We start from the raw sequence: 24,248 nt of genomic DNA on the forward strand, positions 1-24,248 counted from the left end.
GGGGCGGTCATCACGGTTCTCCGCCACTGTATCCCCGCTGTCCGCCTCACTCCACGAGCAGTGCGGGCTCCTCGAGCACGGATGCCACGTCGGCGATGAAGCGGCTCATACCGTCGCCGTCGATCACGCGGTGGTCGAACGAGCCTGCGACCGTGGTCACCCAGCGGGGGCGCACCTCGCCGTCGACGACCCACGGCTTCTGGCTGATCGTGCCCATGGCCACGATGCCCGCCTCGCCGGGGTTGATGATCGGGGTACCGGCATCCATCCCGAACACACCGATGTTCGTGATCGTGATCGTGCCGCCCTGCTGGTCGGCGGGGCTCGTCTTGCCCTCGCGAGCCGTGAGCGTCAGCCTGTTCAGAGCGCGGGCGAGGTCCTTCATGCTGAGGTCCTGCGCGTCCTTGATGTTCGGCACGAGCAGACCGCGAGGCGTCGCCGCGGCGATTCCGAGGTTCACGTAGTGACGCACCGCGATCTCCGCGCCGCCCTCGGTCTCGATCCACGCGGCGTTCACCATCGGGGTGCGACGGGCGGCCCAGATGACGGCGCGGGCCATGATCAGCAACGGCGAGACGCGGATGTCGGCATAGTCGGGCGATGCCTTGAGCCTCTTGACGAGCTCCATCGTGCGGCTCGCGTCGATCTCCTTCCACACGGTGACGTGCGGAGCGGAGTACGCGCTCTGCACCATCGCCGACGAGGTCGCCTTGCGCACGCCCTTCACGGGGATCGACTCGGTGCGGTCGTCGGACACCGGGGCGGATGCCGGCGCTGCCGACACTCCACGGGCGAGGCCCGCCGGCGTGCTCTGCGGTGCGGGCACGGTCTCTTCGCGCACGGCGCCCCACTCGGGCGTCTCGATGTTGCGGAAGACGCTGGCCTGCGAGGCGTGGGTCATCACGTCGTCGCGGGTCACCTCGCCGTCGGCTCCGGTGGGCGTGACCGTGGTGAGGTCGACGCCCAGATCGCGGGCGAGCTTGCGGATCGGCGGCTTCGCGATCACGCCGACCGACGAGCGCACCGGGCGCTCCGCCGGACGCTTGCGCCGCGACGTCGCACCGCCGCCCGTGCCGTAGCCGACGAGAACCGACCCGCCACCTTCTTCCGGCGCGGGGGCCTCGGCGGTGGCGATCTTGCCGGGTCCGGCGTCGTCGCGCGCATCGGTCACGAAGGTGATGATCGGCGAGCCGACCTCGACGGTCGCGCCCTCGGCGGCGAGCAGCTCGCCGACGACTCCGGCGTGCGGCGACGGCAGCTCGACGAGCGACTTGGCGGTCTCGATCTCGCAGATGACGTCGTTGATGGCGACGGAGTCACCCGGCGCGACCTTCCATGCCACGATCTCGGCCTCGGTCAGGCCCTCGCCCACATCGGGGAGGTTGAAGTTCTGCGTGCTCATGTGCGGTCCTTTCGGAACGGTGAGATCAGGGTGAGATCAGTAGGCGAGCGAACGGTCGACGGCCTCGAGGATGCGGTCGGCGTCAGGGAGGTAGGTTCCCTCGAGCTTCGCGGGCGGGAACGGAGTGTCGTATCCCGAGACGCGGAGCACGGGAGCTTCGAGCGCGTAGAAGGCGCGCTCCATGACGGTCGCGGCGATCTCGCTGCCGATGCTGACGAAGCCCTGGGCCTCCTGGGCGTAGACCATGCGTCCGGTCTTGCGCACCGAGCTCAGGATGGGCTCGTAGTCGACCGGAGACAGCGACCGCACGTCGACGACCTCGCAGCTGGTGCCCTCGGCCTCGGCGAGCGCGGCCGCCTGCAGCAGGGTCGTGACCATGGCTCCGTGTCCGACGAGCGTGACGTCGGATCCCGTGCGCACGACGCGAGACGAGTGCAGCGGGGCGGCGGACGCGTCGAGCTCGACCTCGCCCTTCTGCCAGTAGCGGCTCTTCGGCTCCATGAAGATCACCGGGTCGTTCGACGCGATGGCCTCCTGGATCATCCAGTACGCATCGTTCGGCGTCGACGGCGACACCACCCGCAGGCCGGGGGTGTGCGCGAAGTAGGCCTCAGGGCTCTCCTGGTGGTGCTCGACCGCTCCGATGTGCCCGCCGTAGGGAATGCGGATCACGATGGGCAGGCTGATCCTGCCCTCGTGGCGGTTCGTGAGCTTGGCGAGCTGGGTCGTGATCTGGTCGAACGCGGGGAACACGAAACCGTCGAACTGGATCTCGATCACCGGACGGAACCCGGCCATCGCGAGCCCGATCGCGGTGCCGACGATCCCCGACTCGGCGAGGGGGGTGTCGAGCACGCGGCGGTCGCCGAAGTCGCGCTGCAGGTGCTCGGTGACCCGGAAGACACCGCCGAGCTTGCCGATGTCCTCGCCCATGAGCAGGACCTTGGAGTCGTCTTCGAGCGCCCGGCGCAGGCCCGAGTTCAGCGCCTTGCTGAGGGGCATCGTCTCGAGGGTCATGCGTGCACCGTCCTCGACGTCGTGAACTTCTGCGGCCATACGCACGTTCGGCGGCCACTGCGCGCAGCGCGGGCCGCAAAAGTCGCTCCTGGCCGAGAATCCTGAAGGCAGTCCATCACTTGCCGTCTCCTTCGAACGATGCCTCGTAGCGCGTGTGCCAGGCCTTCTGCTCCGCCACGAGCGGATGCGGGTCGCTGTACACGTGATCGAAGATCTTGTCTGCGGTCGGCGATCCGAGCTCGACGCTGCGTGAACGCAGGTCCTCGGCGGCGTCGGCCGCCTCGGCATCCACGTCGGCGAAGAACTGCCCCGCCGCTCCCCTGTTCTCGAGGAAGGCGCGCATGCGGTCGATCGGGTCTCGCAGCGCCCACGACTGCTCTTCGTCGGAGCCGCGGTACTTCGTGGGGTCGTCGCTGGTGGTGTGCGCGCCGAGACGGTACGTGACCGCCTCGATCGCCCGGGGACCCTGGCCGCTGCGGGCTTCGTCGAGAGCGACGCGCGACACGGCGTAGCTGGCGAGGACGTCGTTGCCGTCGACGCGGACGCTGGGGATGCCGTAGCCGGCGCTGCGCTCGACCAGCGGCACCCGCGACTGCGTCGCGACCGGCACCGAGATCGCCCAGTGGTTGTTCTGCAGGAAGAAGACGGTGGGAGCCTGGTAGCTCGCGGCGAAGACCATCGCCTCGTGCACGTCGCCCTGGCTCGACGCCCCGTCGCCGTAGTAGACGATGACGGCTTCGTCCTTGTCGACGTCGCCGGTGCCGGATCGACCGTCGAAGTTCAACGCCATCGCGTAGCCGGCTGCATGCAGCACCTGCGAGCCGAGAACCAGGGTGTAGAGGCGGGTGTTGCCGTTCTTGGGGTCGGTCGGATCCCAGCCGCCGTGCGAGACACCGCGCATCAGCTTGATGATGTCGACGGGGTCGACGCCGCGGATGCGCGTCACGGCGTGCTCGCGGTACGACGGGAAGAGTGTGTCCTGGGCGCGGGCGGCGCGGGCCGACCCGACCTGGGCGGCCTCCTGCCCACGGCTCGGCGGCCACAGCGCCAGCTGTCCCTGTCGCTGCAGGTTGGTCGCCTGGGTGTCGATCGCGCGGATGACCACCATGTCCCGGTAGAACTGCTCGAGCTCGGCGTCGCTGATCGCCTCGATCAACGACAGATACTGCTCAGCAGCCGGACTCGGCGTGAAGCGGCCATCCTGATCCAGGACGCGGACGAGTTCAGTCTCTGACGAGGTCACGACCCCCACGCTACCCGCGCGCGCATGCCCGGTCACGCATACCTAGGACGTCCTCGCATCTGCCGGGAACCCGGAGAAACGGCGGAACGGCGCGGATCAGCGCAGTGACGATGCGACCTCGAGCACGCGCGCCACGGACGCCTCCTCGCCCACGGAGATGCGGATGCCGTCACCCGGGAACGGGCGCACGATGAGGTCGGCGGCGACGAATGCGGCGGCGACCTCGTCGGTGCGCTCGCCGGTGGGCAGCCAGATGAAGTTGGCCTGCGAGTCGGGCACGTCCCAGCCCTGCCGACGCAGCCCCTCGAGCAGGCGCGTGCGGCGCTCGACGATCACCGCGACGCGCTCGAGCAGCTCGGACTCGGCGTCGAGGCTCGCGATCGCGGCGTTCTCGGCTGCCGACGTGACAGAGAGCGGGATGCCGGTGGTGCGCGCGGCATCGAGGACCTTCTCGTTGCCGATCGCGTATCCGATGCGCAGGCCCGCGAGTCCGTAGGCCTTCGAGAAGGTGCGCAGCACGACGACGTTCGGATGCCGCTCGAACACCCGCTCGGCGAGACCGTCGACCGCCCCGGGCACCGTCACGAACTCGGCGTAGGCCTCGTCGAGGACGATCAGCACATCGGCGGGGACGCGCTCGACGAACGTCGCGAACTCGTCGCTCGTGATGATCGGACCGGTCGGGTTGTTCGGGGTGCAGAGGATGACGGCACGCGTGCGCTCGGTGACCGCCTCAGCCATCGCGTCGAGATCGTGACGGGAGTCGGGCGTCAGCGGCACCTGCACCCCGGTCGCGCCCGCGACGAGCGGCAGGCTCGGATAGGCCTCGAACGAGCGCCAGGCGTAGACGACCTCGTCACCCACGGAGGCGGTCGCGAGGATCAGCTGGTGGAGGATCGAGACGCTGCCCGCAGCCACGTGCACCTGGTCGGGCTCGACGGCGTACCGTGCACCGAGTCGTACGCGAAGGCGGCCGGCGGTGGCATCCGGGTATCGGTTGATGGGCGTCGTGTGCTGCAGCGCCGCGGCGACCGACGGAAGCGGCTCGAACGGGTTCTCGTTGCTCGAGAGCTTGAATGCGTCGGGGCCCGCCTGCTTGCCCTGTCGGTACGGCGCCAGGGCGGCGATGGCGGGACGGATGCGCGGAAGGATCGGGTCGGTCACAGTCATGAGTCTAGATTCCGCGGCGCTCCCGCGCCCCACATGGAAGACTGGACGGACTATGCGCTTCATCATCCGAGTCGTCGTCAACGCGTTCGCCCTCTGGGTCGTGACGCTGATCCCCGCCCTGCAGGTGCAGATCAGGGCGTTCGCGCCGGGCGAGACCCTGCAGCTCGTGCTGACCCTGCTCGCGGTGGCCGCGATCTTCGCGCTCGTGAACACCGTCATCGGCACGGTGGTGAAGATCGTCGCGTTCCCGCTGTACATCATCACCCTCGGACTGATCGGCTTCGTGATCAACGGCTTCCTGCTGTGGCTCACGGCGTGGATCACGAGCGGGTTCGGCTGGGGTCTCACGGTCGGCAGCTTCTGGTGGGGCGTGCTCGCCGCGCTCATCATCTCGCTGATCAACGGTGTCTTCGGCTTCATCCTGCGTCCGCAGAGCAAGAAGCAGCGTCGGGACTGACGCCTGCCTGCGCACCTCGCGCGGCCGTCATCCGACACGCTCGGCCTGATACTCGGTGCGCTCGACCACCTCGGCGGTGTCGAGCTCGCGCCAGAACTCGTGCATCGCATCGATTCGCAGGTCGCTGAGCTCATCGGCCATCTCCGCGGTGTCGATGTACGTGTCGAGGTGGTGCGCGTCGACCGTCAGGTCCCCGAGGGTGTCCTGCGGGGTTCCTTCAGTGAGCAGGGTGATGCTGTCATCCGACCCGGTCCCCTCGGGCGATCCTCCGCCGGCCAGCCCGGAGACCGCGTCGTCGGAATGACGCAGCTGGATGATGGTCTGGTCGTCATCCAGGGTCGGCTCGACCGGGCTTCCCGCCGTGATCTGCATCTGCACGTCGAACGGACTCTCCATCGCGAGGTGAGCGGCGACCATGGCCGATTGCGAATGGGCGACGACATCGACCTCATCGCCCGGCTGCGCCCCCCCCCTCGAGCGCCTCGATCGTCGCCTGATACGACGCGGATCTCTTCCCGGTGTAGAGCTCGGCGTTGGACTTGGAGTCCCACGGCTGCGCACCTCCCCACGCGACGCTCTGCGTTCCTTCCAGGTAGGCGACGAACTTCGTGGTGCCGTCGGCGAAGGAGTACTTCTCGACGGCGACCTGCGCTCCGACGGCGCCCGGCATGCGCCTCAAGGCTCCCGCCAGGCCCGAGGGCGCCCCCTGGGGCGAGGACGTCTTCACCGGCGAGACCGTGACGGGGTCGGCCGTGCCCTGCAGCCTCTCGCCGGGGAGCACCTTGCCGAACCCCGAGAACGCCCCGACGAGCGCGGCGGTCCCGAAGACGTGGTCGTACAGGGCGGGCGTCACGAGGTTGCCCGTGAGGCCTTCGAAGCGTCTGGCGCGCCACTCAGCGACGAGGTCGTCGGCCATCTTCGAGATGCGTTCGTCCGACGCAGCAAGACGATCGGCTCGTCGTGTCAGCCGCTGCGCCGTGCTCGGATCGGTCTGCGCGAGCATCTCGGCCTCCGCTCGCAGTTCGACGTATTCGTAGGCATCGGCCATGAGAAGGGTGGACTCGGCGGTCTCCTGGCACTCGGAGCGGAGTCGAGCTACGTGCTCGCCCGACGCCCACAGCCCCACCGTGTCGACGTGCTCGCTGAAGCCGGGAGTGTCGACGATGATCCGATGCGCTCGCATGATGGCCGAACGCGCATCGTCATAACGGGAGGCGACGGCATCGATGCGGTGAGCGACATCGCGCAGCACGTCGGGGTCGACGGCGATCGCTCCCCCGTGGTCGATCGTCAGCCCTGTCATGAGACGTCGATCCGTTCGGCCTCTGACTCACGGCTGCGCATCTCGGATGCCTCGACGCGTGTCCTCCGTCGGAGATCGTCGAGCGAGTGCTGCATCGCGCGCACCCCGTCGGAGTGCCAGTCGGTGTCGGCGGTGAGGACGGCGAGCGATGCGCGCACGTCGTCGAGCGCCTCGACGGCGCTGCGAAGCGCTACCACGGCGCGGGACTGGGCCCAGGCGGTGTCTGCGGCGCCGGTCTGTGCGAGTGCGAAGGAGTACATGCGCCCAGCATCCGCGATCCACTGCCGCTGCGATGTGCGGACGCCCCTCGGATCTCGGGCCTCGTGAGCAGTTGGCTCGGTCGCGGCACCGGTGCAGAACGGGTGCGCCCGCCCGGCCCGGGATCTCCGGCATCGCGCGATCGGGCTGCGACCGGCAGAATAGGACGGTGACATCCCCGGATCCCTTCCGCGTGATCTTCGTGTGCACGGGGAACATCTGCCGTTCTCCGATGGCGGAGGTGGTGTTCCGCGATCTCGCGGAACGTCAGGGTCTCGGCTCGCGGATCGTCTCCCGCAGCGCGGGAACAGGAGATTGGCACCTCGGCGAACGGGCCGACCACCGCACTCTCGATTCCCTCAGCCGCCGCGGCTACGACGGCTCACTCCACCGCGCGAAGCAGTTCACCTTCTCCTCCTTCTCGGAGAACGACCTCGTCGTCGCCCTCGACCGCACTCATGAGCGCATCCTGCGCGAGTGGGCCGCCAACGAGGACGAGGAGGGCAAGGTCACCCTGCTGCTCGCCTTCGACCCCGACGCGCACAGCCAGGATGTCCCCGACCCCTACTACGCCGGCGCCGAGATGTTCGATTCGGTGCTCGGTATGATTGAGACCGCGACTCGCGGGCTGTTCCGCCAGCTCGAGCCGGCTCTCCGCCAGCCCCGCACGCCCCGCACTCCCGGGGCCCGATCAGGAGGACTCCCCTGACTTTCCAGCCTTCGCTCCCGCCCCAGCCGCTGAGCCCCCTCGACGGTCGCTACCGCGGCGCCGTCACCGGCCTCGCCGACTTCCTCTCGGAGGCCGGCCTCAACCGCGCCCGTGTCGAGGTAGAGGTGGAGTGGCTGATCGCGCTCACCGACCGCTCGCTCTTCGAGACGAGCCCCCTGTCGGATGCCGACAAGGAGCGCCTGCGCGCCCTCTACCGCGACTTCGGCCAGGCCGAGATCGACTGGCTCGCCGAGAAGGAAGCCGTCACGCAGCACGACGTGAAGGCGATCGAGTACCTCGTGCGCGACCGCCTGTCGGCCCTCGGCCTCGACGCGATCGCCGAGCTCACCCACTTCGCCTGCACAAGCGAGGACATCAACTCCGCGTCCTACGCCCTGACCGTCAAGCGCGCGGTCGAGGAGGTCTGGCTGCCGGGTCTCGACGTCGTGATCGCGAAGCTCCGCGAGCTGGCCGCCGAGCACGCCGACGCCGCGATGCTCTCCCGCACCCACGGTCAGCCGGCCACTCCGTCGACCATGGGCAAGGAGCTCGCCGTCTTCGCGTGGCGTCTCGAGCGCGTGCGCGCGCAGATCGCAGCATCCGACTACCTCGCCAAGTTCTCGGGCGCGACCGGCACCTGGTCGGCGCACATCGCCGCCGACCCCGACGCCGACTGGCCCACCATCTCGCGCGAGTACATCGAGGGCCTGGGTCTGGGCTTCAACCTGCTGACCACGCAGATCGAGTCGCACGACTGGCAGGTCGAGCTCTACGATCGCGTGCGTCACGCCGGCGGGATCCTGCACAATCTCGCCACCGACATCTGGACGTACATCTCGCTCGGCTACTTCGCGCAGATCCCCGTCGCGGGCGCGACCGGATCGTCGACGATGCCGCACAAGATCAACCCGATCCGGTTCGAGAACGCCGAGGCCAACCTCGAGATCTCCGGCGCCCTGCTGGCATCCCTCGGACAGACCCTCGTCACCAGCCGACTGCAGCGCGACCTCACCGACTCGACGACGCAGCGCAACATCGGCGTCGCGTTCGGCCACTCGCTGCTCGCGATCGACAACCTGCGTCGCGGTCTGAACGCCATCTCGCTCTCGCGCGACGTGCTGCTCGCCGACCTCGACGTGAACTGGGAAGTCCTCGCCGAAGCAATCCAGACCGTCATCCGCGCGGAGGTCGTCGCCGCCCGCTCGTCGATCAGCGACCCCTACGCGCTGCTGAAGGAGCTCACCCGCGGTCACCGCGTGGGCGCCGCGGACCTGGCGGAGTTCGTCGAGGGACTCGAGATCGGGGATGCCGCGAAGCAGCGTCTGCTCGCCCTCACCCCCGCCTCGTACACCGGCATCGCCGAGCAGCTCGCGAAGTAGCGCGAACGAGCGGGTGCCGCTGAGGCATCCGCTCGTTCGGTGCGGGGCCAGAAACGCACCGCGCGCACGATGCGGGGCCAGAAACGCACCGCAATCGGCCGAATCGGATGCGAAAGTGACCCCGCAGCCAAGTGACCCCGCAGCCAAGCGACCCCGCAGCGAAGCGACCCCGCAGCGAAGCGACCCCGCACGAATCTGACCCGGCGCCGGGTCACCAACGCCGTGCGGGCTAGGGGCGGGGCTCTCCGGAGTGCGCGCCCGCCGGATCCCGCGGCATGAACGCCGCGGCGATCAGGGTGAGCACGGCCACGACGGCGGCAGCGATGAACACCCAGACGGATGCCGAGATGATGGTCGCCGGGTCCTCGGGCCCCGCGCCCTGCGCGATCACCGAGTTCGAGATCGCGCCGAACACGGCCACCCCGAGCGCGCTGCCCGCCGAGCGGGCGAAGGCGTTCATGCCGGTCACGGCACCCCGCTCGCCCCAGCCGACCGAGGCCTGAGCCGCGATCAGCGTCGGGGCGGCGCTCCAGCCGAGGCCGAAGCCCAGGACGAATGCCACGGCGGCGATCGAGAACGGATTGGGCCAGGGAGAGACCACCGCCAGAGCGATCGCCGCGACCGCGGTGATCGACATGCCGGTGAGCGCTGTGCGTCGGAAACCGATCCGCATGTACAGCCGGCCCGCGTTCGCTGCGGCGAGCGGCCAGCCGAGTGTGAGCGCCGCGACGGCCAACCCCGACAGCAGCGGTGCGATGCCGATGGACCCTTCCAGATATGCGGGTGCGAAGCTCGTCACGCCGGTCATCAGGGCGCCGATGCCCAGGGAGACGATCGTGGTCGTGAGGATCAGCGGCCGCGCCGCCAGGCGCAGGTCCACGATCGGCTCGGCTGCGCGACGCTCGACGAGGCCGAAGGCCACGAGCGCCGCGGCGCCGAGTCCGAAACAGACGGCACTGGGGATCGACAGCCACGCCCAGGCGTTGCCGCCCTCCAGCATCCCGAGGATCAGGCCCGTGAGTCCGACCGTGAGCAGCACGGCACCGGCGTAGTCGATGCGATGACGCTGCGTCTGCTTCTCTTCGTGATACCGCCGCAGCAGCATCCATCCCGCGATCAGACACAGCGGGATGTTGACCCAGAAGATCCACCGCCAGGCGTCGAGCTGGGCGAAGATGCCGCCGAGCGCCGGCCCGACGACAGAGGAGATCGCCCACACCGAGGCGATGTACCCCTGCACCTTGGCGCGCTCGGCGACCGTGTAGATGTCGCCGACGATCGTCATCGACATCGGCGCGACGGCACCGGCGCCGAGGCCCTGGATGATGCGGAACACGATCAGGGCGGTCATGCTCCAGGCGAAGCCGGAGAGGACCGACCCGAGCAGGAACAGCGCGATGCCGAGCAGGATGATCGGCTTGCGGCCGACGGTATCGGCGAAGCGCGAGTAGATCGGCACGCTGACCGCCTGTGCGAGCATATAGACCGAGAAGAGCCAGGGGAACTGCTGGTAGCTGCCCAGATCGCGCACGATGCTGGGCACCGCGGTCGCGAGGATCGTCGCGTCGATCGCGATCAGCCCCGTGGCGAGCATGAGGGCCCCGAGCACCGGGCCTCGTTCCGACCTGAGTCCGATGGAGGCGCGGTCGATCGAGGCAGTCACTACAGGGACAAGCCGTCGCAGCCCGGGACTATTCCGGTCGCGATGCAGAACCTCGCGATCCGGTCAGGAGGAGGAGGTGCGGCCCGGCTTGTCGGCGCCCGGCTCGTCGGGAGTCTCGGGGTCGAACAGCACGGGGCGGTCGACCTTCTTGGTGACCTCGGCCGGGTCGACCACGAGGATCAGCATCGCGAGGAACAGCAGCGTGACGATGAATGCGCCGCCGCCGACCACCAGGCCGAGCGCGATCGGCGTGAGGCCGTCGTAGGTGCCGTTCGCGATGGCGTTGTTCACCCGGGCGGTGAAGGCGCCGGTCGACACGAGCGTCACCACCGCGGCGAAGACACCGCAGCCGAGAGCGATGCCCAGCAGGTGCAGCGGGCGCAGAATGTCGCGTCGGGTGGGCTTCTCGTCGCTCATCGCTCTCCTCCGTGCCCGGCGGGGGCGGGGTCGTTCTCGATCGTTGTCCCGGCGGCGACAGCATCCGCTCGCTTCGGGGTCAGACCGGCGATGCCGAGGAAGACCGCGACGATGGCCGCGTATCCGCCGAACATCCCGACGCCGAGGATGATGCCGGTGAGCTCGAACGCACCGGCTCCCTCGATGGCGTACGGCTGCACGAAGCCCGCCGGGATCGCGATCAGGAGCACGGCCAGCAGCAGGCCGAAGGCGCCGAGGGTGATCGAGTCCCGTGCGGTCGCATCGCCGGCTTTGCGCGCACGGAGTCCGACGACGAGCTCGAGGATGCCGGTCGAGACCGCCCAGGCGATCACGACGACGAAGAAGAGGTCTTCGGTACGCCATGCGGGCACACCGGCGGTCATCCCGGCGACGAAGCTCAGCAGGGCGAACACGACGGACGGCCAGCGCTGACCGGCCGGGTAGACGAGCCACGCGGCGACGATCATCACGAGGCCGGTGGTGAGCACGAAGCCGCTGAAGACGGAGAGACCGACGGCCGCCGAGTGATCGGGCGAGAAGGTGATCATCACTGCAGCGGCGGCGGCGAAGAGCGCGCGCAGCAACTGGAGGTGACGCACGGTGAACGCGCGGGCGGTGGCAGACATGAAGATCGAGGGTCCTCCGGGGGTGTTCCCCCCAGTCTACGCGGGGGCGCTGAGTGGGCGCCGACACCGGAGAGGTGTTCGCGGGGCCCGATGGATCTCCCCAGATCGATCATCAGGCCCCGCGACAGAACGCAGCGACGGGGGCGACACTGCGTCAGGCCGAGTGGTCGCGAGGTCGGGCACCCTGCTCACGACTGCTCAGCCGATAGACCCCAGAAATAGCACCTCGTCCCCTACGCGATGCTGGTGTGGTCGTATGCTCACTCTAGGGCTCGATTCTTCACATACCGGAGGGGGTGCTGTGATGAGCATGGAAAGTGGTCTGCGCCGATATGCCGATGTATTCGCAGCGTCCTTCCGCGACGCGATCAATGCGCGTGGATTGACTCTGGCGCGGCTGCACGAGCAGCTGCGCGCCCGCGGCAACAGCGTGTCCATGGCGACGCTCAGCTACTGGCGGTCCGGAGCTCGGCGCCCCGAGGGTGCCCAGTCGATGGCCGCGCTCGGCGACATCGAGCAGCTGCTGCACCTCGAGCCCGGCTCTCTCACCGCCCTGCTCGGCACCACGAACCGCACCGGTCCGCTCGGACCCAACCTCTTCCCGCTCGACGAGCAGGAGCTCGAGGATGCCGTCAAAGAGGCGTTCGCCGCTCTCGGCGCGGAGTACCCCGACACGTCGCGCGAACTCACGACCCACTCGGTGACGGACGTGGATGCCGCGGGCAACGTCTCGTACTCGATCACGCGCAGCATCGTGCAGTCTACCGTCGGCACCGTCGCGTCGATCCCGTTCCTCGAGATGACACCGGGCATCAGCACTCCCGCCCCGTTCATCGAGGCGGTGGCGGGAGGACGCATCGCGGCCCGGTACTCGCATCCGAACGGCGAGGTGCACGGCGTCCTGTTCGAACTCGACGTTCCTCTGACTGCTCCGAGCACCGCGATGGTCGAGTGGTCGGTCGCCTACCCGCCGGACTATCCCCCGCAGCGCGAGACGGGCCACGCCGTCGCCCGGCAGACCAGGGAGCTGCTGGTGTGGACGCGATTCCACCCCGACGCGCTGCCCGACCGGATCGAAGAGCGCGTCGAGACGCCGGACGGCTCGAAGCTCACCGAGCTGTCGCTCGAGGGCCGCAATTCGGTGCACCAGGTGCGACGCGCATTCGGACCCGGACTGCTCGGCGTCGCCTGGAGCTACGCCGACGGGCGCTGACCGCGCCCGCCTGCGAGCTCGGAGCCGACCGACTCACCCGGGCTGATCGCCGACCGCGACCGGGCGTCCCGGAGTGTTCGACCACTGGCTCCACGAGCCGGGGAAGACCTTCGCCTCGATGCCGATCTCATCCAGCACCAGCGCGGTGTGCGCCGCCGTGATGCCCGAGCCGCAGTAGGCCGCGACGGGCGTCCCCTCGGTCACCCCGAGGGCGGCGAAGGTCGCCTGAAGGGTGTGCGTGTCGAGGATCCGGCCCTCGGCATCCAGATGGGCGGCCATCGGGACGTTGAGCGCGCCCGGAATGTGCCCGGGGATCGGATCGAAAGGCTCGTGCTCTCCCCGATAGCGATCCGGCGCGCGCGCGTCGAGCAGCACACCGGTGTCGACGAACGAGGCGGCCTCGTCGATCGAGATCGCATCGCCGCCGATCTCGTCGAGGACGACGTCGCCGGGCTCGGCCTGCACGTCATCGTCGGCGACCGGAAGGCCGGCGGCCGTCCACGCGCGGATGCCGCCGTCGAGGACGCGCACGTCGACACCGCCCTGACGCAGCAGCCACCATGCTCGTGACGCACTTACTCCCTTGGCGTCGTCATAGGCGACGACGACGTCACCCCGGTTCACACCCCACCGCCGGGCGGCATCCTGGAGCGTCGCCGTGGAGGGCAGGGGGTGCCGGCCGTCCGAGGGTTCGCCGTGGGTGGCGAGCTCGGTCGCGAGCGGCACGAAGACCGCCCCCGGGATGTGGCCCGCGAGGTAGTCCTCTCGGCCGTCGGGCCGGTCGAGTCGCCAGCGCACGTCGATCACACGCACGGGGGTCTCGGACGTCAGCAGATCGTGCAGTTCGGTGGCGCTCACGAAGTTGCTCATGATCCGAGGCTAGCGAGACGCCGTCCGAATCGCGCACCCGGCCGTATTCCGTCGACATATCGGGCCGATCGGCGATTCGAGACGGCGGTCGGCGCGGCGCTAGGCTCGTCCCGGCCGCGTCGAGAAAGGACAGCATGTCCACTCGATTCCGCTTCATGAGCCTGCGCCGACAGGAGGTCGCCCTCATCGCCGTGACGGCGGTCTGGGGCAGCACATTCCTCCTGGTTCACTGGGCGATGCAGCACTCGGGGCCGTGGTTCTTCGTCGGCATCCGGTTCCTGGTCGCCGGCGCGATCAGCATCGTCATCTTCCGACGGGCGCTGCGCGGCATCCGCTGGCGCGACATCGGCGCCGGGGTCGCGATCGGCGTGATGATCTATCTCGGATACGGATTGCAGACCGTCGGGCTGCAGACCATCGATTCGAGCACCTCGGCGTTCATCACCGCGATGTACATCCCTCTCGTGCCGCTCGCGCAGTGGGCCGTCTTCCGCAAGCGCCCACCGGCCATGGCGTTCGTGGGCGCCGCGCTCGCGTTCCTCGGACTGCTGCTCATCGCGGGACCCGATGCGTTCGCCCTGACCCTCGGGGCGGGCGAGATCCTGACGCTCATCAGCACCCTGCCCATCGCGGCCGAGATCATCCTGATCAGCGTGTTCGCCGGCCGGATCGACCTCGGCAGGATCACGATCATCCAGCTCCTCACCGCCGGAGTGCTCGGCATCCTCACCATGCCGATCGTCGGCGAGGGCCTGCCCGAGTTCTCGTGGATCTGGGTCGGCTGCGCAGTCGGACTCGGAGTGGCGAGCTGCGTCATCCAGCTCACGATGAACTGGGCCCAGAAGTCCGTGTCCCCGACCCGCGCGACGATCATCTATGCGGGCGAACCGGTCTGGGCGGCCGTGATCGGGCGCATCGCCGGTGAACGCCTGCCCGTCGCCGCGCTGATCGGCGGAGCGCTCGTGGTGCTCGGCATCCTCGCCAGCGAGCTCAAGCCCGTGCGTCGTCGTTCCGCGGAGTAGTGCGCCAGCGGGAATATCGCGGGCGTCGGCGCGTTGCACCCGACATGATTGAAACTTCAACCGTCGTTCCGGTCGCCACAGAGCGGACGCGGGTGCGCGTGCCGATGCGCTTCGCCGACGGGTTCTCGACCACGGCGGATGTCGTCACGTTCGACGGACTGATCGACGGCCGCGAGCACCTGCTGCTCGGGCTCGGCGACTGGCGGGCCGCCCTGGAGCGCGCGGCCGACGGCGGCGACGCACCCCTCGTGCGTCCGCACAGCGAATGCCTGACCGGTGACGTGTTCGGTTCTGAGCGCTGCGACTGCGGCCCGCAGCTGCGCGAAGCCGTCGAGCGCATCGCCGAAGACGGCGGGTTCCTGCTCTACCTGCGCCAGGAGGGTCGGGGCATCGGCCTCTACGCCAAGCTCGACGCGTACGCGCTGCAGGATGCCGGCCTCGACACGTACGAGGCGAACGTCGCACTCGGCCGCGGAGAAGACGAACGCGACTACACGATCGCCGCGCAGATGCTGCAGGCGGTGGGCGTCGACAGCATCCGTCTGCTGAGCAACAATCCCGACAAGGCGGCACAGCTCGACGCCCTCGGCATCCGCGTCACCGAGCAGGTGGCCACCGGCGTGCACCTGTCGGACGCGAACCACCGCTACCTCGAGGCCAAGCGCGACCACACCTCGCACACGCTCGACCTGTCAGCCGCCTGATGAACGCGCAGCTGGCGAGCGAGCGGAGGCTCGACGATGCGGAGATGCAGACGTGGCTGCCGACCATCCGGTTCGTGCAGCTGCTGCCGCAGGTGCTCGATCGCACGCTCAAGGCCGAGACCGGGCTCAAGCACTCGCACTACGCGATCCTGGTGACCCTCGCAGGTCAGGGTGATCGTGCGATCCCGATGACCGAGCTCGCGCAGATCGCCGGGCTCAGCCGCTCGCGACTCAGCCACGCGATCGACTCGCTCGAAGACCGCGGCTGGGTGACGCGCACCTCGTGCAGCAGCGACAAGCGCACGCTGACCGCTGCGCTGACGGATGCCGGTCGTGACCTGCTGCGGGCGGCGGCGCCCGTTCATGTGGCGCAGATCCGCGAACTGATCCTCGACCCTCTGACCGCAGAGGAGAGGGAGCAGCTCGGCACGATCTCGGCCAAGCTGCTCCCCGGCGTCGCCGCCGCTCTCTAGGTCACGCCTCGGGGATCTCGCGGCCGAAGGTCTCGAGCGTGACGTCCTCGGGCTCAGGGCCACGGCGCACACCGGTGTCGAGCGCATCGATCGCGTCGAGCTGGTCGGCGGTGAGCTCGAAGTCGAAGACGTCGAAGTTCTCGGCGATGCGGGCGGGACGCACCGACTTCGGCAGCGCGGAGCGACCCTGCTGCAGGTGCCAGCGCAGCATCACCTGTGCCGGCGACTTGCCGTGCTCTGCGGCGATGGCCGTGAGCGTCTCGTCGTCGAAGACGGATGCGCCGTTGGGGCGGTAGGCCGTGATGCCGCCGATGGGCGACCACGCCTGGGTGACGATGCCGGCCGCGGCATCCGCCTGCTGCACCTCGCGCTGCTGGAAGTAGGGGTGCACCTCGATCTGGTTGAGCGCGGGGACGATGCTCGTCTCCGCCGCCAGCTTGTCGAGGTGCTCCACCATGAAGTTGCTGACGCCGATGGCGCGCACCCGACCGTCGGCGAGCAGGGTCTCGAGCGCCTTATAGGCACCCAGGGTGAGGTCGAAGCGGGTCGGCAGGGCCTGGTGCAGGATCAGCAGGTCGAGCTGATCGACCCCGAGCTTGCCCGTCGACTTCTCGAACGCGTGCAGGGTCTCGTCGTAGCCGAAATCGCTGATCCAGACCTTGGTCTCGATGAAGACCTCGTCGCGCGCGATACCGGTGCGGCGGATCGCCTCGCCCACCTCGCGCTCGTTGCCGTACGCAGCGGCGGTGTCGATCAGGCGGTAGCCGGTCTCGAGAGCGGTGCTGACGGCATCGACCGTCTCGTCCGGAGCGGCCTGGAACACTCCGAAGCCGAGGGCGGGCATCTCGATGCCGGTGTTGAGCGTGATGTTCATCGTCATACCTCCAGTGTGCGCGTCCGCTCCCACGCGAGGGAGAGTCCACCAGTACCTCCCTCCCTCGCGACAGGGGGCGTACCGTCGCATACATGGACACCCGCAGCGAGGTGCGCGAATTCCTCTCGTCGAGGCGCGACCGCATCACCCCCGACCAGGCCGGCCTCCCCGCATTCGGCGGCAACCGGCGTGTGCCGGGGCTGCGCCGTGAAGAGGTGTCGCTGCTCGCCGGCGTCAGCGTCGACTATTACACCCGGCTCGAACGGGGCGATCTGTCCGGCGTCTCCGACAGCGTGCTCGATGCGCTCGCCCGTGCTCTTCAGCTCGACGAGGCCGAGACCGCGCATCTGTTCGATCTCGCCCGCACCGCGAACGCCTCACCCGTCGCCCGCAAGCCGCGCAAGAAGGTCGAGACGCTGCGCCCCAGCATCCTGCGCCTGCTCGACGCGATGACCGAGGCGCCGGCGATCGTGCGCAACAACTACTTCGACTACCTCGCGGCGAACGCGCTCGGCCGCGCGCTCTATGCGCCGCTGTTCACGACCCCGGTGCCCAACAGCGCCCGCTTCGCCTTCCTCGACCCGGCCGCACAGACGTTCTACCCCGAATGGGAACGCAACACCCAGGAGCTCGTGGCCGCGATGCGCGGCGAAGCCGGGCGCAATCCGTTCGACCGCAAGCTCACCGATCTCGTCGGCGAGCTGTCGACGCGCAGTGAGCGGTTCCGCACCCTGTGGGCGGCGCACAACGTGCGCTTCCACCGCAGCGGCGTCAAGAGGATCAACCACCCCGTCGTCGGCGAGATGGAACTCACCTACGAGGCGTTCGAGCTGCCTGCCGACCCGGGCCTGCAGATGTCGACGTACACGGCCGAGCCGGGAACGGCATCGGCCGACAAGTTGCGGATGCTGGCCAGCTGGGCGGCGACCGACGCTGCCGATGGGACCATCGATGCGCCTTCAGAGCGCACCGAGGCCTGATTTCTGCTGTGAGCAGAACCGCTCGAATCGTGCGCTGACGGCGGATTATCGTGAGGCATGGCCGACCTCGTCCCGTTCCCTCGCGCACCTCGCTCTGCCCGCCCTCGACCCAGTGAGCCCGAACCCCTCTGGCGCCAGATGGTCGGCGATCAGCTGCGCCGTCGACGACACGACCGGGACGAGACCCTGACCGAGACGGCAGGGAACGCCGGAGTCTCGCCGCAATACCTCTCCGAGGTCGAACGGGGACTCAAGGAGCCGTCGAGCGAGATGATCGCGGCGATCGCCGGGGCCCTCGACACCTCGCTGATCGAACTGACGAGCGCCGTGGCCGACGAGCTGCGCCAGGCGACGATGGCTCCGGCATCCGCTGCGGTGTCCGCCACCCGCGGGGCCTTCGCCCTCGCCGCCTGACGGCTCGTCTCGTCTGCCCGCCCGTCTGCAGGTCCGTCCGTCTGCAGGTCCGTCCGTCTGCAGGTCCGTCCGTCTGCAGGTCCGTCCGTCTGCAGGACTTCGGCACGGATGCAGGACCAGAACGGCAGAATCATCCTGCATCCGTGCCCCGATCCTGCAGACGAACGCCGTGGCCCCTCAGTCCGCCCGCTCCCCCAGCACGGTGTCGACCAGACCGTAGTCCCGGGCGGCGGATGCCGTGAAGACGCGATCCCGGTCGGTGTCGGCGCGCAGCTCGCTCAGCGAGCGTCCGCTGTGCCTGGCGAGGATCGACTCCATGTCGGAACGCACCCGCACGACCTCGTCCGCCGCGAGGATGAGGTCGGGGATCGCTCCCCGCGACTGGCCCGCCGGCTGATGCAGCACGATGCGGGCGTGCGCGAGAGCTGCCCGCTGCCCCGGAGCCCCTGCCGCGACCAGCAGCGCCGCCGGCCCGATCGCCTGACCCACACACGTCGTCGCGATCGCCGGACGCACGTGCTGCATGGTGTCGTAGATCGCGAGCGCCGCCCCCGGGTCGCCACCTTCGCTGTTGATGTAGAACTGGATGCCGGAATCCTGGCTGTCGGCATCGAGGTGCAGCAGCTGCGCGATCAACGCGTTGGCGACTCCGGCGTCGATGCCGGTGCCGAGATAGATGACCCGCTCGGCGAGCAGGTGCGAGTAGACGTCCATGACGCGTTCACCGCGCGGATGTTGCGCGATGACGTTGGGGATCGTGTAGCCACTCATGCGCCCGCCCCCAGTCCGACCCGGGCCCGACGACGCGGCATGAGATCCGCGAGCGAGGCGACGATCTCGTCGATGAAGCCATAGTCCTTCGCCTGCTCCGCCGTGTACCAGCGGTCGTGCAGCGAGTCCTCGAAGATGCGCTCCACGGGCTGTCCGGTGTCGGCCGCGATCAGCCCGAGCACGGTGTCGCGCATGTGCCTCAGGTCGTCGGCCTGCGTCTCGAGCTCGCCCGCCGAGCCGCCGATCCCGGCCGAGCCCTGATGCATGAGGATGCGCGCGTGCGGGAGCGCCCTGCGCTTGCCCCTCGCCCCGGCTGAGAGGAGGAACTGCCCGGCGCTGCACGCGAGCCCGAGTGCGAGGGTCGACACGTCGTTCGGCACGAGGGTCATGAGGTCGCGGATCGCGAGCATCGCCGGCACGGAACCACCGGGCGAATGGATCCACAGGGCGATGTCGGTCGTCGGATCCTCCGCCGAGAGGGTGAGCAGCTGCGTCATGAGCAGCGTGCCGTTGTCGTCGTCGAGGGCGCCGTCGAGCACGAGCACTCGTTCGTGGAACAGTGCCCGGCGGGCCTCGGGGCCGAACTGCGGGATGGGGTTGTCTTCGCTCATGGCCCCAGCATCCGCCGCCGTGTCGGAGTGCGGGCGAGTATCCGCTCGCGGCAGATCGGCCCAGAGCAGATAGGCCCAGAGGAGATCGGCCCCAGCAGATCCACCCGTGCAGATCGGTTCGGCATCCTCGCGTAACACCCCCGACTCACGCGACTCCTACCCTCGAAGCATGGCGAAGCAGAAGACACCCGAGTGGCAGTGGTCCGAAGACGGCATCAACTTCCGCACCCGCAAATGGGTGAAGCCGGAAGACCTCAACGCGAACGGATCGCTGTTCGGCGGCAGCCTGCTGAAGTGGATCGACGAAGAGGCCGCGATCTACGCGATCGTACAGCTGGGCAATTATCGGGCCGTGACGAAGCACATCTCCGAGATCAACTTCGAGGCCTCAGCCGTGCAGGGCGACCTGATCGAGATCGGCCTGCAGGCCACGCACTTCGGCACCACGTCTCTGACCATGCGCGCCGTCGCCCGCAACATGATCACGCGCAAGCGCATCCTCACGATCGAGAAGATCGTGTTCGTGAGCCTGGACGACGACGGGATGCCGACGCCGCACGGATACGACGAGATCACGTTCAACCGCGATCGGATGCCGACCGAGCGCATCGCCACGGGGACGATCCGCCTGCCCTAGCCGCGGCTCCCGTCCGCTCGTCCGCCCGTGTTCGGGCCTCCGTTCAGGAGGAGATCTCTCGCACCGAAGGACCAAGCAGTGGATTCGGTCCTTCTGAGCGAGGAATCTCCTTCCGCAGGTGCGGGGGTCAGAGGCCGGCGTCTGCGCTCGGTGCGAGGATGGAACACGTCTGCCGAGCAAAGGAGCCCAGAATGAGCCGCAGCGCCACCGCAGCCACGACCGCGATCAGAGAGATGCGCGACTTCCTGTTCGCGAACGCGACGGACTACGCCGCGGCACGCGAGGGGTTCGCCTGGCCTGCGCCCGCTGAGTTCAACTTCGCGCTCGAATGGTTCGACGTGATCGCCGGCGAGTCGCCCGACCGCCCGGCGGTGCAGATCGTGTCAGCCGACCTCAGCCTCGAGTCGTGGACCTACGGAGAGCTGTCGAACCGCTCCGACCAGGTCGCCGCCTGGCTCACAGGACTCGGCATCGGGCGCGGCGACCACGTCATCGTGATGCTCGGCAACACCATCGAACTCTGGGAGGTGATGCTCGCCATCACCAAGGTCGGCGCGGTGTCCATCCCCACCTCGACGCTGCTCTCGGCATCCGACCTGGCCTACCGCGTCGACCACGGACACGCCCGCGCCATCGTGACGCTCGGCGGCCTGGCCGAGCGCATCGCCGACATCGACGGCGACGTCCTGCGCATCGGGGTGGGCGAGGGCATTCCGGCCGGGTGGACGCGCTTCGACGATTCCGCCGACGCTCCGACGACGTTCGAGCCCGACGCCGCGACCCCCGCCGATGACACGGCTCTGCTCTACTTCACGAGCGGCACGACCAACCGTCCGAAGCTCGTGCAGCACACCCACGTGTCGTACCCGATCGGGCATCTGTCGACCATGTGGTGGCTCGGTGTGCGCCCCGACGACGTGCACCTGAACATCTCGTCGCCGGGTTGGGCGAAGCATGCGTGGTCGAGCTTCTACTCGCCCTTTCTCGCCGAGGCGACCGTGTTCGTCTACAACTACGACCGCTTCGACGCGAACACCCTCATGCAGGTCATGGACGCGCATCATGTCTCGACGTTCTGCGCGCCGCCCACCGTGTGGCGGATGCTGATCCAGGCCGACCTCGGGCGCTTGACCCACCCGCCGCGCGAGCTCGTCGGAGCCGGCGAACCGCTGAACCCCGAGGTCATCGACCGGGTGCAGGAGGCGTGGAGAGGCACGATCCGCGACGGCTTCGGCCAGACCGAGATGACGGCCTGCGTGGGCAACTCCCCCGGTCAGGTCGTCAAGATCGGATCGATGGGACGACCCCTGCCCGGATACCCCGTCGTGCTGCTCGACCCCGCGACCGGTGAGCTCGCCGAGCACGAGGGCGAGATCGCGCTCGACCTGGCGCATCCTCCGGTGGGGCTCATGGCCGGGTACTACGACGACCCCGAGAAGACGGCCGAGTCGCGCGTCGGCGGATACCACCACACGGGCGACATCGCCCAGCGGGATGCCGACGGCTATCTGACCTACATCGGCCGGGCGGACGACGTGTTCAAGGCGTCCGACTACAAGATCTCGCCGTTCGAGCTCGAGTCGGTGCTGCTGGAGCACGACCTCGTGATCGAGGCGGCGGTGATCCCGAGCCCCGATCCGACGCGGCTCGCAGTCCCGAAGGCTTACGTGTGCCTGCGCCCCGACGCGGCCGGATCCGACGCCGAGGCCGCGCGATCGATCTTCGCCTACGCCCACGACCGGCTGTCCTCGCACCTCTGGGTGCGGATCATCGAGTTCGTGCCCGAGCTGCCCAAGACGATCTCCGGCAAGATCCGCCGGGTCGAACTGCGCGCCCGAGAGGCCGAGCGCGTGGCCTCAGGAGACGAGGCCGCGCAGCACCGGGATCGCGACTACCGCTGAGTGCGGCTCAGCCTGCGAGCGCAGGCTGACTGCCGGTGCTCGGCGCTTTCGTGGAGCGCGCCGGGACCGTCGGCTCGGGCGCGTCGACGACAGCCTGGATCCGCGCGGCGCGGGCGACCTCACGGGCAGGCTCGCCCGCGTTGACGATCCCGCGTGCGACGGCTCCGATCACCAGCATCGCGACGAGCACGATGCCGGACACGAGCAGCGGCGTCCACTGATTCGCGAACGATGCCGTGGTGCTGAGCATCGCGCTCGGGATCCACAGTCCTACCGCTCCGCCGGCGAGACCCGCCGCTCCGCGCATGATCGCGACTCCCGCCACGATCGCGCACAGCGCCGCGAGCACGGCCCCCACCACTCCGATCGGCACCAGTATCGATGCCAGTTCGCTTGCCACCCTTGACGATGTCATCACGACCCCCCGGTCCGCGGAACCTCCGCATCACCAACATTACGAAGTGTCGGCATTCTGGGCATCCATCTGAAGGATGATGTTCCTCAACCGTGACGCGTTGTTCAGCGGCGCTTCAACCGTGCGAACCGTGTCCTCTTGACCACTCGCACCGGCTGGGTGACGACCGCGTCGACGACCATCGAGCCGTCGGTCGGGCCGATGATCGCCATCGCCGACGTCTCGGTGGACTCGATCGGGTCGACCGGCATGCGGGCGAGCGACCGGTGAGCGCGCACGTACGCGGGCACCAGCAGCACGATCGCGCCGAGCCAGGCGAGAGGGTTGCTGAGCGCGACGCCCTCGAATCCGATGAGCGCGCCGAGCACGACGGCCGCTCCCACGCGCATCACCAGCTCGATCACGCCCGTGACGGTGGGGATGAGGGTGTGGCCGAGGCCCTGCAGCGCCCCGCGGAGCACGAACAGCACACCGAGGGCCCAGTACCCGCATCCGTTGATGATCAGCATGAGGTGCGCGAGTCGCACGACCTCGTCGGACCCCTCACCGACGAACAGGCGCACCATCGGCGTGCCGAACGCGATGATGATGACGCCGAGTGCGATGCCGGCGGCGATCGCCATCCAGGTGCCCTCGACGACCCCTCGACGGATGCGGTCGGGGCGGCGCCCGCCCAGGTTCTGCGCCGTGTACATCGACGACGCGAGGCCCAGCGACGAGAGGAAGGCGACCGCGAGGCCGTCGACGCGGGATGCCGTCGTGTAGGCCGCGACGGCATCCGAGCCGAGCGTGTTGAGCGCCACCTGCACGGTGAGCGTGCCGATCGCGATGATCGATGCCTGGAATCCCATCGGCAGACCGAGGCGCAGGTGCTCCCTGAAGTCGTCGCGGGTGACTCGCCAGTCGGCGCGACGCAGGTGCAGCATCGGCAGGCGACGGCGCACGAACTCGAGGCACAGTGCGACGGAGACGGCCTGGGCCACGACGGTCGCGAGGGCTGCGCCGCCGACTCCCCACTCGAGCGGACCGACCATCAGGATTACGAGGCCGACGTTGAGCGCGCACGAGACGGTCAGGAAGATGAGCGGCGTGCGCGAGTCGCCGATCGCCCGGATGATCGCCGAGAGGTAGTTGAAGAACATCGTCGCGCTCGCGCCGATGAAGCTGATCTGGGTGAAGACCGTCGCCTCGGGCATGAGCTCGGCCGGCGTCTGCAGCAGCTCGAGCACGGGTCGGGCGATCAGGGGCGCGACGATCGTGAGCACCACGCTCGTGATTCCGGTCAGGATCACGCCGGTCGCGACCGAGCGGCGCACGGCGGCGCCGTCACCCGCTCCGAACGCCTGCGCGATGGGGATCGCGAAACCGCTCGTCAGACCCCAGGCGAAGCCGATGAGCAGGAACAGCAGGCTGCCGGTGGCACCGACGGCGGCGAGGGATTCGACGCCGAGGTGCCGGCCGACGACGACGGCGTCGGCGAACTGGTACATCTGCTGCACGACGTTTCCGAGCAGCAGGGGAATGGAGAACGACAGGATGACACGCCACGGACGGCCCGTGGTCAGAGAGGTGGCCATGAGAGAAGAGGCTCGCAGAACTGGGGGATGATCGGGGGTCGTACCAGGATATCGAATCGATTCGGTTGGATGCCATCCCCGATCGCCAAGTACGGTCGGAAGGATGCCGCAGCGGGACGCG

The 24,248-nt window shown here is 68.9% G+C and carries 27 protein-coding genes; 11 read left to right on the top strand and 16 right to left on the bottom strand.

All coding sequences use genetic code 11. The features are described 5' to 3' along the window. Positions 1-46: 46 nt before the first annotated feature. From AKG07_RS12020 to AKG07_RS12035, 4 genes are all read right to left on the bottom strand, one after another. Positions 47-1,402 carry a dihydrolipoamide acetyltransferase family protein gene (locus tag AKG07_RS12020; RefSeq protein ID WP_053098139.1) on the bottom strand — a complete coding sequence of 452 codons (1,356 nt, stop codon included), beginning with the start codon at positions 1,400-1,402 and terminating at the stop codon, positions 47-49. A gap of 36 nt (positions 1,403-1,438) precedes the next feature. Further along, complete coding sequence (locus AKG07_RS12025; RefSeq protein ID WP_053099302.1) at positions 1,439-2,419, bottom strand: alpha-ketoacid dehydrogenase subunit beta; 981 nt, start codon at positions 2,417-2,419, stop codon at positions 1,439-1,441. Positions 2,420-2,534: 115 nt separating this feature from the next. Beyond that, positions 2,535-3,662 (bottom strand): pyruvate dehydrogenase (acetyl-transferring) E1 component subunit alpha, encoded by a 1,128-nt coding sequence (pdhA, locus tag AKG07_RS12030; protein WP_053099303.1) that lies wholly within the window; start codon positions 3,660-3,662, stop codon positions 2,535-2,537. 96 nt (positions 3,663-3,758) lie between these two features. Beyond that, a complete protein-coding gene (locus AKG07_RS12035) occupies positions 3,759-4,832 on the bottom strand; it encodes a histidinol-phosphate transaminase (RefSeq protein ID WP_171821958.1) in 1,074 nt (357 codons plus the stop codon). Between the two features lie 52 nt (positions 4,833-4,884). Between AKG07_RS12035 and AKG07_RS12040 the strand changes: the two genes are divergently transcribed. After that, positions 4,885-5,289, top strand: a complete 405-nt coding sequence (locus AKG07_RS12040) for a phage holin family protein (protein ID WP_053098140.1) — start codon at positions 4,885-4,887, stop codon at positions 5,287-5,289. A gap of 27 nt (positions 5,290-5,316) precedes the next feature. On the opposite strand, the gene AKG07_RS12045 is transcribed toward AKG07_RS12040, so the two are convergent. From AKG07_RS12045 to AKG07_RS12055, 3 genes are read right to left on the bottom strand one after another with little or no spacing between them, the layout of a single operon-like run. Continuing rightward, positions 5,317-5,706, bottom strand: a complete 390-nt coding sequence (locus tag AKG07_RS12045) for a hypothetical protein (protein WP_053098141.1) — start codon at positions 5,704-5,706, stop codon at positions 5,317-5,319. 31 nt (positions 5,707-5,737) lie between these two features. Next, positions 5,738-6,592: a hypothetical protein gene (locus AKG07_RS12050; protein ID WP_053098142.1), complete on the bottom strand. Its 855-nt coding sequence runs from the start codon at positions 6,590-6,592 to the stop codon at positions 5,738-5,740. Continuing rightward, complete coding sequence (locus AKG07_RS12055) at positions 6,589-6,852, bottom strand: hypothetical protein (protein WP_053098143.1); 264 nt, start codon at positions 6,850-6,852, stop codon at positions 6,589-6,591. Before AKG07_RS12055 ends, AKG07_RS12050 begins: the two co-directional genes overlap by 4 nt. 230 nt (positions 6,853-7,082) lie before the next feature. Between AKG07_RS12055 and AKG07_RS12060 the strand changes: the two genes are divergently transcribed. Together AKG07_RS12060 and purB are read left to right on the top strand one after the other, a co-directional pair. Further along, entirely contained in the window at positions 7,083-7,559 is a 477-nt protein-coding gene (locus AKG07_RS12060) for a low molecular weight protein-tyrosine-phosphatase (protein ID WP_230100954.1), read from the top strand. Next, positions 7,556-8,938: an adenylosuccinate lyase gene (gene purB, locus AKG07_RS12065; protein ID WP_053098145.1), complete on the top strand. Its 1,383-nt coding sequence runs from the start codon at positions 7,556-7,558 to the stop codon at positions 8,936-8,938. The genes AKG07_RS12060 and purB overlap by 4 nt, the downstream gene beginning before the upstream one ends. Positions 8,939-9,167: 229 nt before the next feature. Here the strand turns inward: purB and AKG07_RS12070 are convergent, their stop codons facing one another. From AKG07_RS12070 to AKG07_RS12080, 3 genes are all read right to left on the bottom strand, one after another. Further along, entirely contained in the window at positions 9,168-10,601 is a 1,434-nt protein-coding gene (locus tag AKG07_RS12070) for an MFS transporter (protein WP_053098146.1), read from the bottom strand. A gap of 63 nt (positions 10,602-10,664) precedes the next feature. Continuing rightward, a complete protein-coding gene (locus AKG07_RS12075; protein WP_053098147.1) occupies positions 10,665-11,018 on the bottom strand; it encodes a hypothetical protein in 354 nt (117 codons plus the stop codon). Beyond that, a complete protein-coding gene (locus AKG07_RS12080; RefSeq protein WP_053098148.1) occupies positions 11,015-11,665 on the bottom strand; it encodes a hypothetical protein in 651 nt (216 codons plus the stop codon). Before AKG07_RS12080 ends, AKG07_RS12075 begins: the two co-directional genes overlap by 4 nt. Before the next feature lie 304 nt (positions 11,666-11,969). Between AKG07_RS12080 and AKG07_RS12085 the strand changes: the two genes are divergently transcribed. Continuing rightward, positions 11,970-12,878, top strand: a complete 909-nt coding sequence (locus tag AKG07_RS12085) for a hypothetical protein (RefSeq protein WP_053098149.1) — start codon at positions 11,970-11,972, stop codon at positions 12,876-12,878. A 33-nt stretch (positions 12,879-12,911) separates the two neighbouring features. On the opposite strand, the gene AKG07_RS12090 is transcribed toward AKG07_RS12085, so the two are convergent. Continuing rightward, the gene (locus tag AKG07_RS12090; RefSeq protein WP_053098150.1) at positions 12,912-13,748 is read right to left on the bottom strand and encodes a sulfurtransferase; all 837 of its coding nucleotides are present in this window, start codon (positions 13,746-13,748) and stop codon (positions 12,912-12,914) included. A gap of 134 nt (positions 13,749-13,882) precedes the next feature. Here AKG07_RS12090 and AKG07_RS12095 point away from each other — a divergent pair, with 134 nt between their 5' ends. Genes AKG07_RS12095 through AKG07_RS12105 form a run of 3 tightly spaced genes read left to right on the top strand, consistent with a single transcriptional unit; the run spans position 13,883 to position 15,947 of the window. Further along, on the top strand, positions 13,883-14,770 hold the full coding sequence (locus AKG07_RS12095) for a DMT family transporter (RefSeq protein ID WP_053098151.1): 888 nt from the start codon (positions 13,883-13,885) through the stop codon (positions 14,768-14,770). Positions 14,771-14,814: 44 nt separating this feature from the next. Continuing rightward, positions 14,815-15,474, top strand: coding sequence for a GTP cyclohydrolase II (locus AKG07_RS12100; RefSeq protein ID WP_053098152.1), 660 nt, complete (start codon positions 14,815-14,817; stop codon positions 15,472-15,474). Further along, positions 15,474-15,947 (top strand): MarR family winged helix-turn-helix transcriptional regulator, encoded by a 474-nt coding sequence (locus AKG07_RS12105; RefSeq protein ID WP_053098153.1) that lies wholly within the window; start codon positions 15,474-15,476, stop codon positions 15,945-15,947. Before AKG07_RS12100 ends, AKG07_RS12105 begins: the two co-directional genes overlap by 1 nt. Position 15,948: 1 nt before the next feature. Here the strand turns inward: AKG07_RS12105 and AKG07_RS12110 are convergent, their stop codons facing one another. Then, positions 15,949-16,821: an aldo/keto reductase gene (locus AKG07_RS12110; RefSeq protein WP_198032420.1), complete on the bottom strand. Its 873-nt coding sequence runs from the start codon at positions 16,819-16,821 to the stop codon at positions 15,949-15,951. 92 nt (positions 16,822-16,913) lie between these two features. Here AKG07_RS12110 and AKG07_RS12115 point away from each other — a divergent pair, with 92 nt between their 5' ends. Continuing rightward, on the top strand, positions 16,914-17,801 hold the full coding sequence (locus AKG07_RS12115) for a helix-turn-helix transcriptional regulator (protein WP_053098155.1): 888 nt from the start codon (positions 16,914-16,916) through the stop codon (positions 17,799-17,801). Positions 17,802-17,858: 57 nt separating this feature from the next. After that, positions 17,859-18,215 carry a helix-turn-helix domain-containing protein gene (locus AKG07_RS12120; RefSeq protein ID WP_053098156.1) on the top strand — a complete coding sequence of 119 codons (357 nt, stop codon included), beginning with the start codon at positions 17,859-17,861 and terminating at the stop codon, positions 18,213-18,215. A gap of 177 nt (positions 18,216-18,392) precedes the next feature. On the opposite strand, the gene AKG07_RS12125 is transcribed toward AKG07_RS12120, so the two are convergent. Both AKG07_RS12125 and AKG07_RS12130 read right to left on the bottom strand, forming a co-directional pair. After that, positions 18,393-18,986, bottom strand: a complete 594-nt coding sequence (locus AKG07_RS12125) for a ClpP family protease (protein ID WP_053098157.1) — start codon at positions 18,984-18,986, stop codon at positions 18,393-18,395. Continuing rightward, complete coding sequence (locus tag AKG07_RS12130; protein WP_053098158.1) at positions 18,983-19,597, bottom strand: ClpP family protease; 615 nt, start codon at positions 19,595-19,597, stop codon at positions 18,983-18,985. The genes AKG07_RS12125 and AKG07_RS12130 overlap by 4 nt, the downstream gene beginning before the upstream one ends. A gap of 169 nt (positions 19,598-19,766) precedes the next feature. On the opposite strand from AKG07_RS12130, the gene AKG07_RS12135 reads away from it, so the two are divergent. Together AKG07_RS12135 and AKG07_RS12140 are read left to right on the top strand one after the other, a co-directional pair. Continuing rightward, entirely contained in the window at positions 19,767-20,234 is a 468-nt protein-coding gene (locus AKG07_RS12135; protein ID WP_082297922.1) for an acyl-CoA thioesterase, read from the top strand. 191 nt (positions 20,235-20,425) lie between these two features. Beyond that, entirely contained in the window at positions 20,426-22,135 is a 1,710-nt protein-coding gene (locus AKG07_RS12140; protein WP_053098159.1) for an AMP-binding protein, read from the top strand. 7 nt (positions 22,136-22,142) lie between these two features. Here the strand turns inward: AKG07_RS12140 and AKG07_RS12145 are convergent, their stop codons facing one another. Next, positions 22,143-22,535 carry a hypothetical protein gene (locus tag AKG07_RS12145; RefSeq protein ID WP_150115131.1) on the bottom strand — a complete coding sequence of 131 codons (393 nt, stop codon included), beginning with the start codon at positions 22,533-22,535 and terminating at the stop codon, positions 22,143-22,145. Between the two features lie 119 nt (positions 22,536-22,654). Further along, positions 22,655-24,127, bottom strand: coding sequence for an MATE family efflux transporter (locus AKG07_RS12150; RefSeq protein WP_053098161.1), 1,473 nt, complete (start codon positions 24,125-24,127; stop codon positions 22,655-22,657). Positions 24,128-24,248: the final 121 nt, after the last annotated feature.

It is taken from the genome of Microbacterium sp. CGR1 (assembly GCF_001266755.1).
GTDB lineage: Bacteria > Actinomycetota > Actinomycetes > Actinomycetales > Microbacteriaceae > Microbacterium.

What these genes read in the sequence shown, in the direction of transcription:
- AKG07_RS12020 (WP_053098139.1), bottom strand. Translation starts at nt 1,402, where the DNA reads ATGAGCACGCAGAACTTCAACCTCCCCGATGTGGGCGAGGGCCTGACC.
- AKG07_RS12025 (WP_053099302.1), bottom strand. Translation starts at nt 2,419, where the DNA reads ATGACCCTCGAGACGATGCCCCTCAGCAAGGCGCTGAACTCGGGCCTG.
- AKG07_RS12035 (WP_171821958.1), bottom strand. Translation starts at nt 4,832, where the DNA reads ATGACTGTGACCGACCCGATCCTTCCGCGCATCCGTCCCGCCATCGCC.
- AKG07_RS12040 (WP_053098140.1), top strand. Translation starts at nt 4,885, where the DNA reads ATGCGCTTCATCATCCGAGTCGTCGTCAACGCGTTCGCCCTCTGGGTC.
- AKG07_RS12045 (WP_053098141.1), bottom strand. Translation starts at nt 5,706, where the DNA reads ATGGTCGCCGCTCACCTCGCGATGGAGAGTCCGTTCGACGTGCAGATG.
- AKG07_RS12050 (WP_053098142.1), bottom strand. Translation starts at nt 6,592, where the DNA reads ATGACAGGGCTGACGATCGACCACGGGGGAGCGATCGCCGTCGACCCC.
- AKG07_RS12055 (WP_053098143.1), bottom strand. Translation starts at nt 6,852, where the DNA reads ATGTACTCCTTCGCACTCGCACAGACCGGCGCCGCAGACACCGCCTGG.
- AKG07_RS12060 (WP_230100954.1), top strand. Translation starts at nt 7,083, where the DNA reads ATGGCGGAGGTGGTGTTCCGCGATCTCGCGGAACGTCAGGGTCTCGGC.
- AKG07_RS12075 (WP_053098147.1), bottom strand. Translation starts at nt 11,018, where the DNA reads ATGAGCGACGAGAAGCCCACCCGACGCGACATTCTGCGCCCGCTGCAC.
- AKG07_RS12080 (WP_053098148.1), bottom strand. Translation starts at nt 11,665, where the DNA reads ATGTCTGCCACCGCCCGCGCGTTCACCGTGCGTCACCTCCAGTTGCTG.
- AKG07_RS12085 (WP_053098149.1), top strand. Translation starts at nt 11,970, where the DNA reads ATGAGCATGGAAAGTGGTCTGCGCCGATATGCCGATGTATTCGCAGCG.
- AKG07_RS12090 (WP_053098150.1), bottom strand. Translation starts at nt 13,748, where the DNA reads ATGAGCAACTTCGTGAGCGCCACCGAACTGCACGATCTGCTGACGTCC.
- AKG07_RS12095 (WP_053098151.1), top strand. Translation starts at nt 13,883, where the DNA reads ATGTCCACTCGATTCCGCTTCATGAGCCTGCGCCGACAGGAGGTCGCC.
- AKG07_RS12100 (WP_053098152.1), top strand. Translation starts at nt 14,815, where the DNA reads ATGATTGAAACTTCAACCGTCGTTCCGGTCGCCACAGAGCGGACGCGG.
- AKG07_RS12105 (WP_053098153.1), top strand. Translation starts at nt 15,474, where the DNA reads ATGAACGCGCAGCTGGCGAGCGAGCGGAGGCTCGACGATGCGGAGATG.
- AKG07_RS12110 (WP_198032420.1), bottom strand. Translation starts at nt 16,821, where the DNA reads ATGAACATCACGCTCAACACCGGCATCGAGATGCCCGCCCTCGGCTTC.
- AKG07_RS12115 (WP_053098155.1), top strand. Translation starts at nt 16,914, where the DNA reads ATGGACACCCGCAGCGAGGTGCGCGAATTCCTCTCGTCGAGGCGCGAC.
- AKG07_RS12120 (WP_053098156.1), top strand. Translation starts at nt 17,859, where the DNA reads ATGGCCGACCTCGTCCCGTTCCCTCGCGCACCTCGCTCTGCCCGCCCT.
- AKG07_RS12125 (WP_053098157.1), bottom strand. Translation starts at nt 18,986, where the DNA reads ATGAGTGGCTACACGATCCCCAACGTCATCGCGCAACATCCGCGCGGT.
- AKG07_RS12130 (WP_053098158.1), bottom strand. Translation starts at nt 19,597, where the DNA reads ATGAGCGAAGACAACCCCATCCCGCAGTTCGGCCCCGAGGCCCGCCGG.
- AKG07_RS12135 (WP_082297922.1), top strand. Translation starts at nt 19,767, where the DNA reads ATGGCGAAGCAGAAGACACCCGAGTGGCAGTGGTCCGAAGACGGCATC.
- AKG07_RS12140 (WP_053098159.1), top strand. Translation starts at nt 20,426, where the DNA reads ATGAGCCGCAGCGCCACCGCAGCCACGACCGCGATCAGAGAGATGCGC.
- AKG07_RS12150 (WP_053098161.1), bottom strand. Translation starts at nt 24,127, where the DNA reads ATGGCCACCTCTCTGACCACGGGCCGTCCGTGGCGTGTCATCCTGTCG.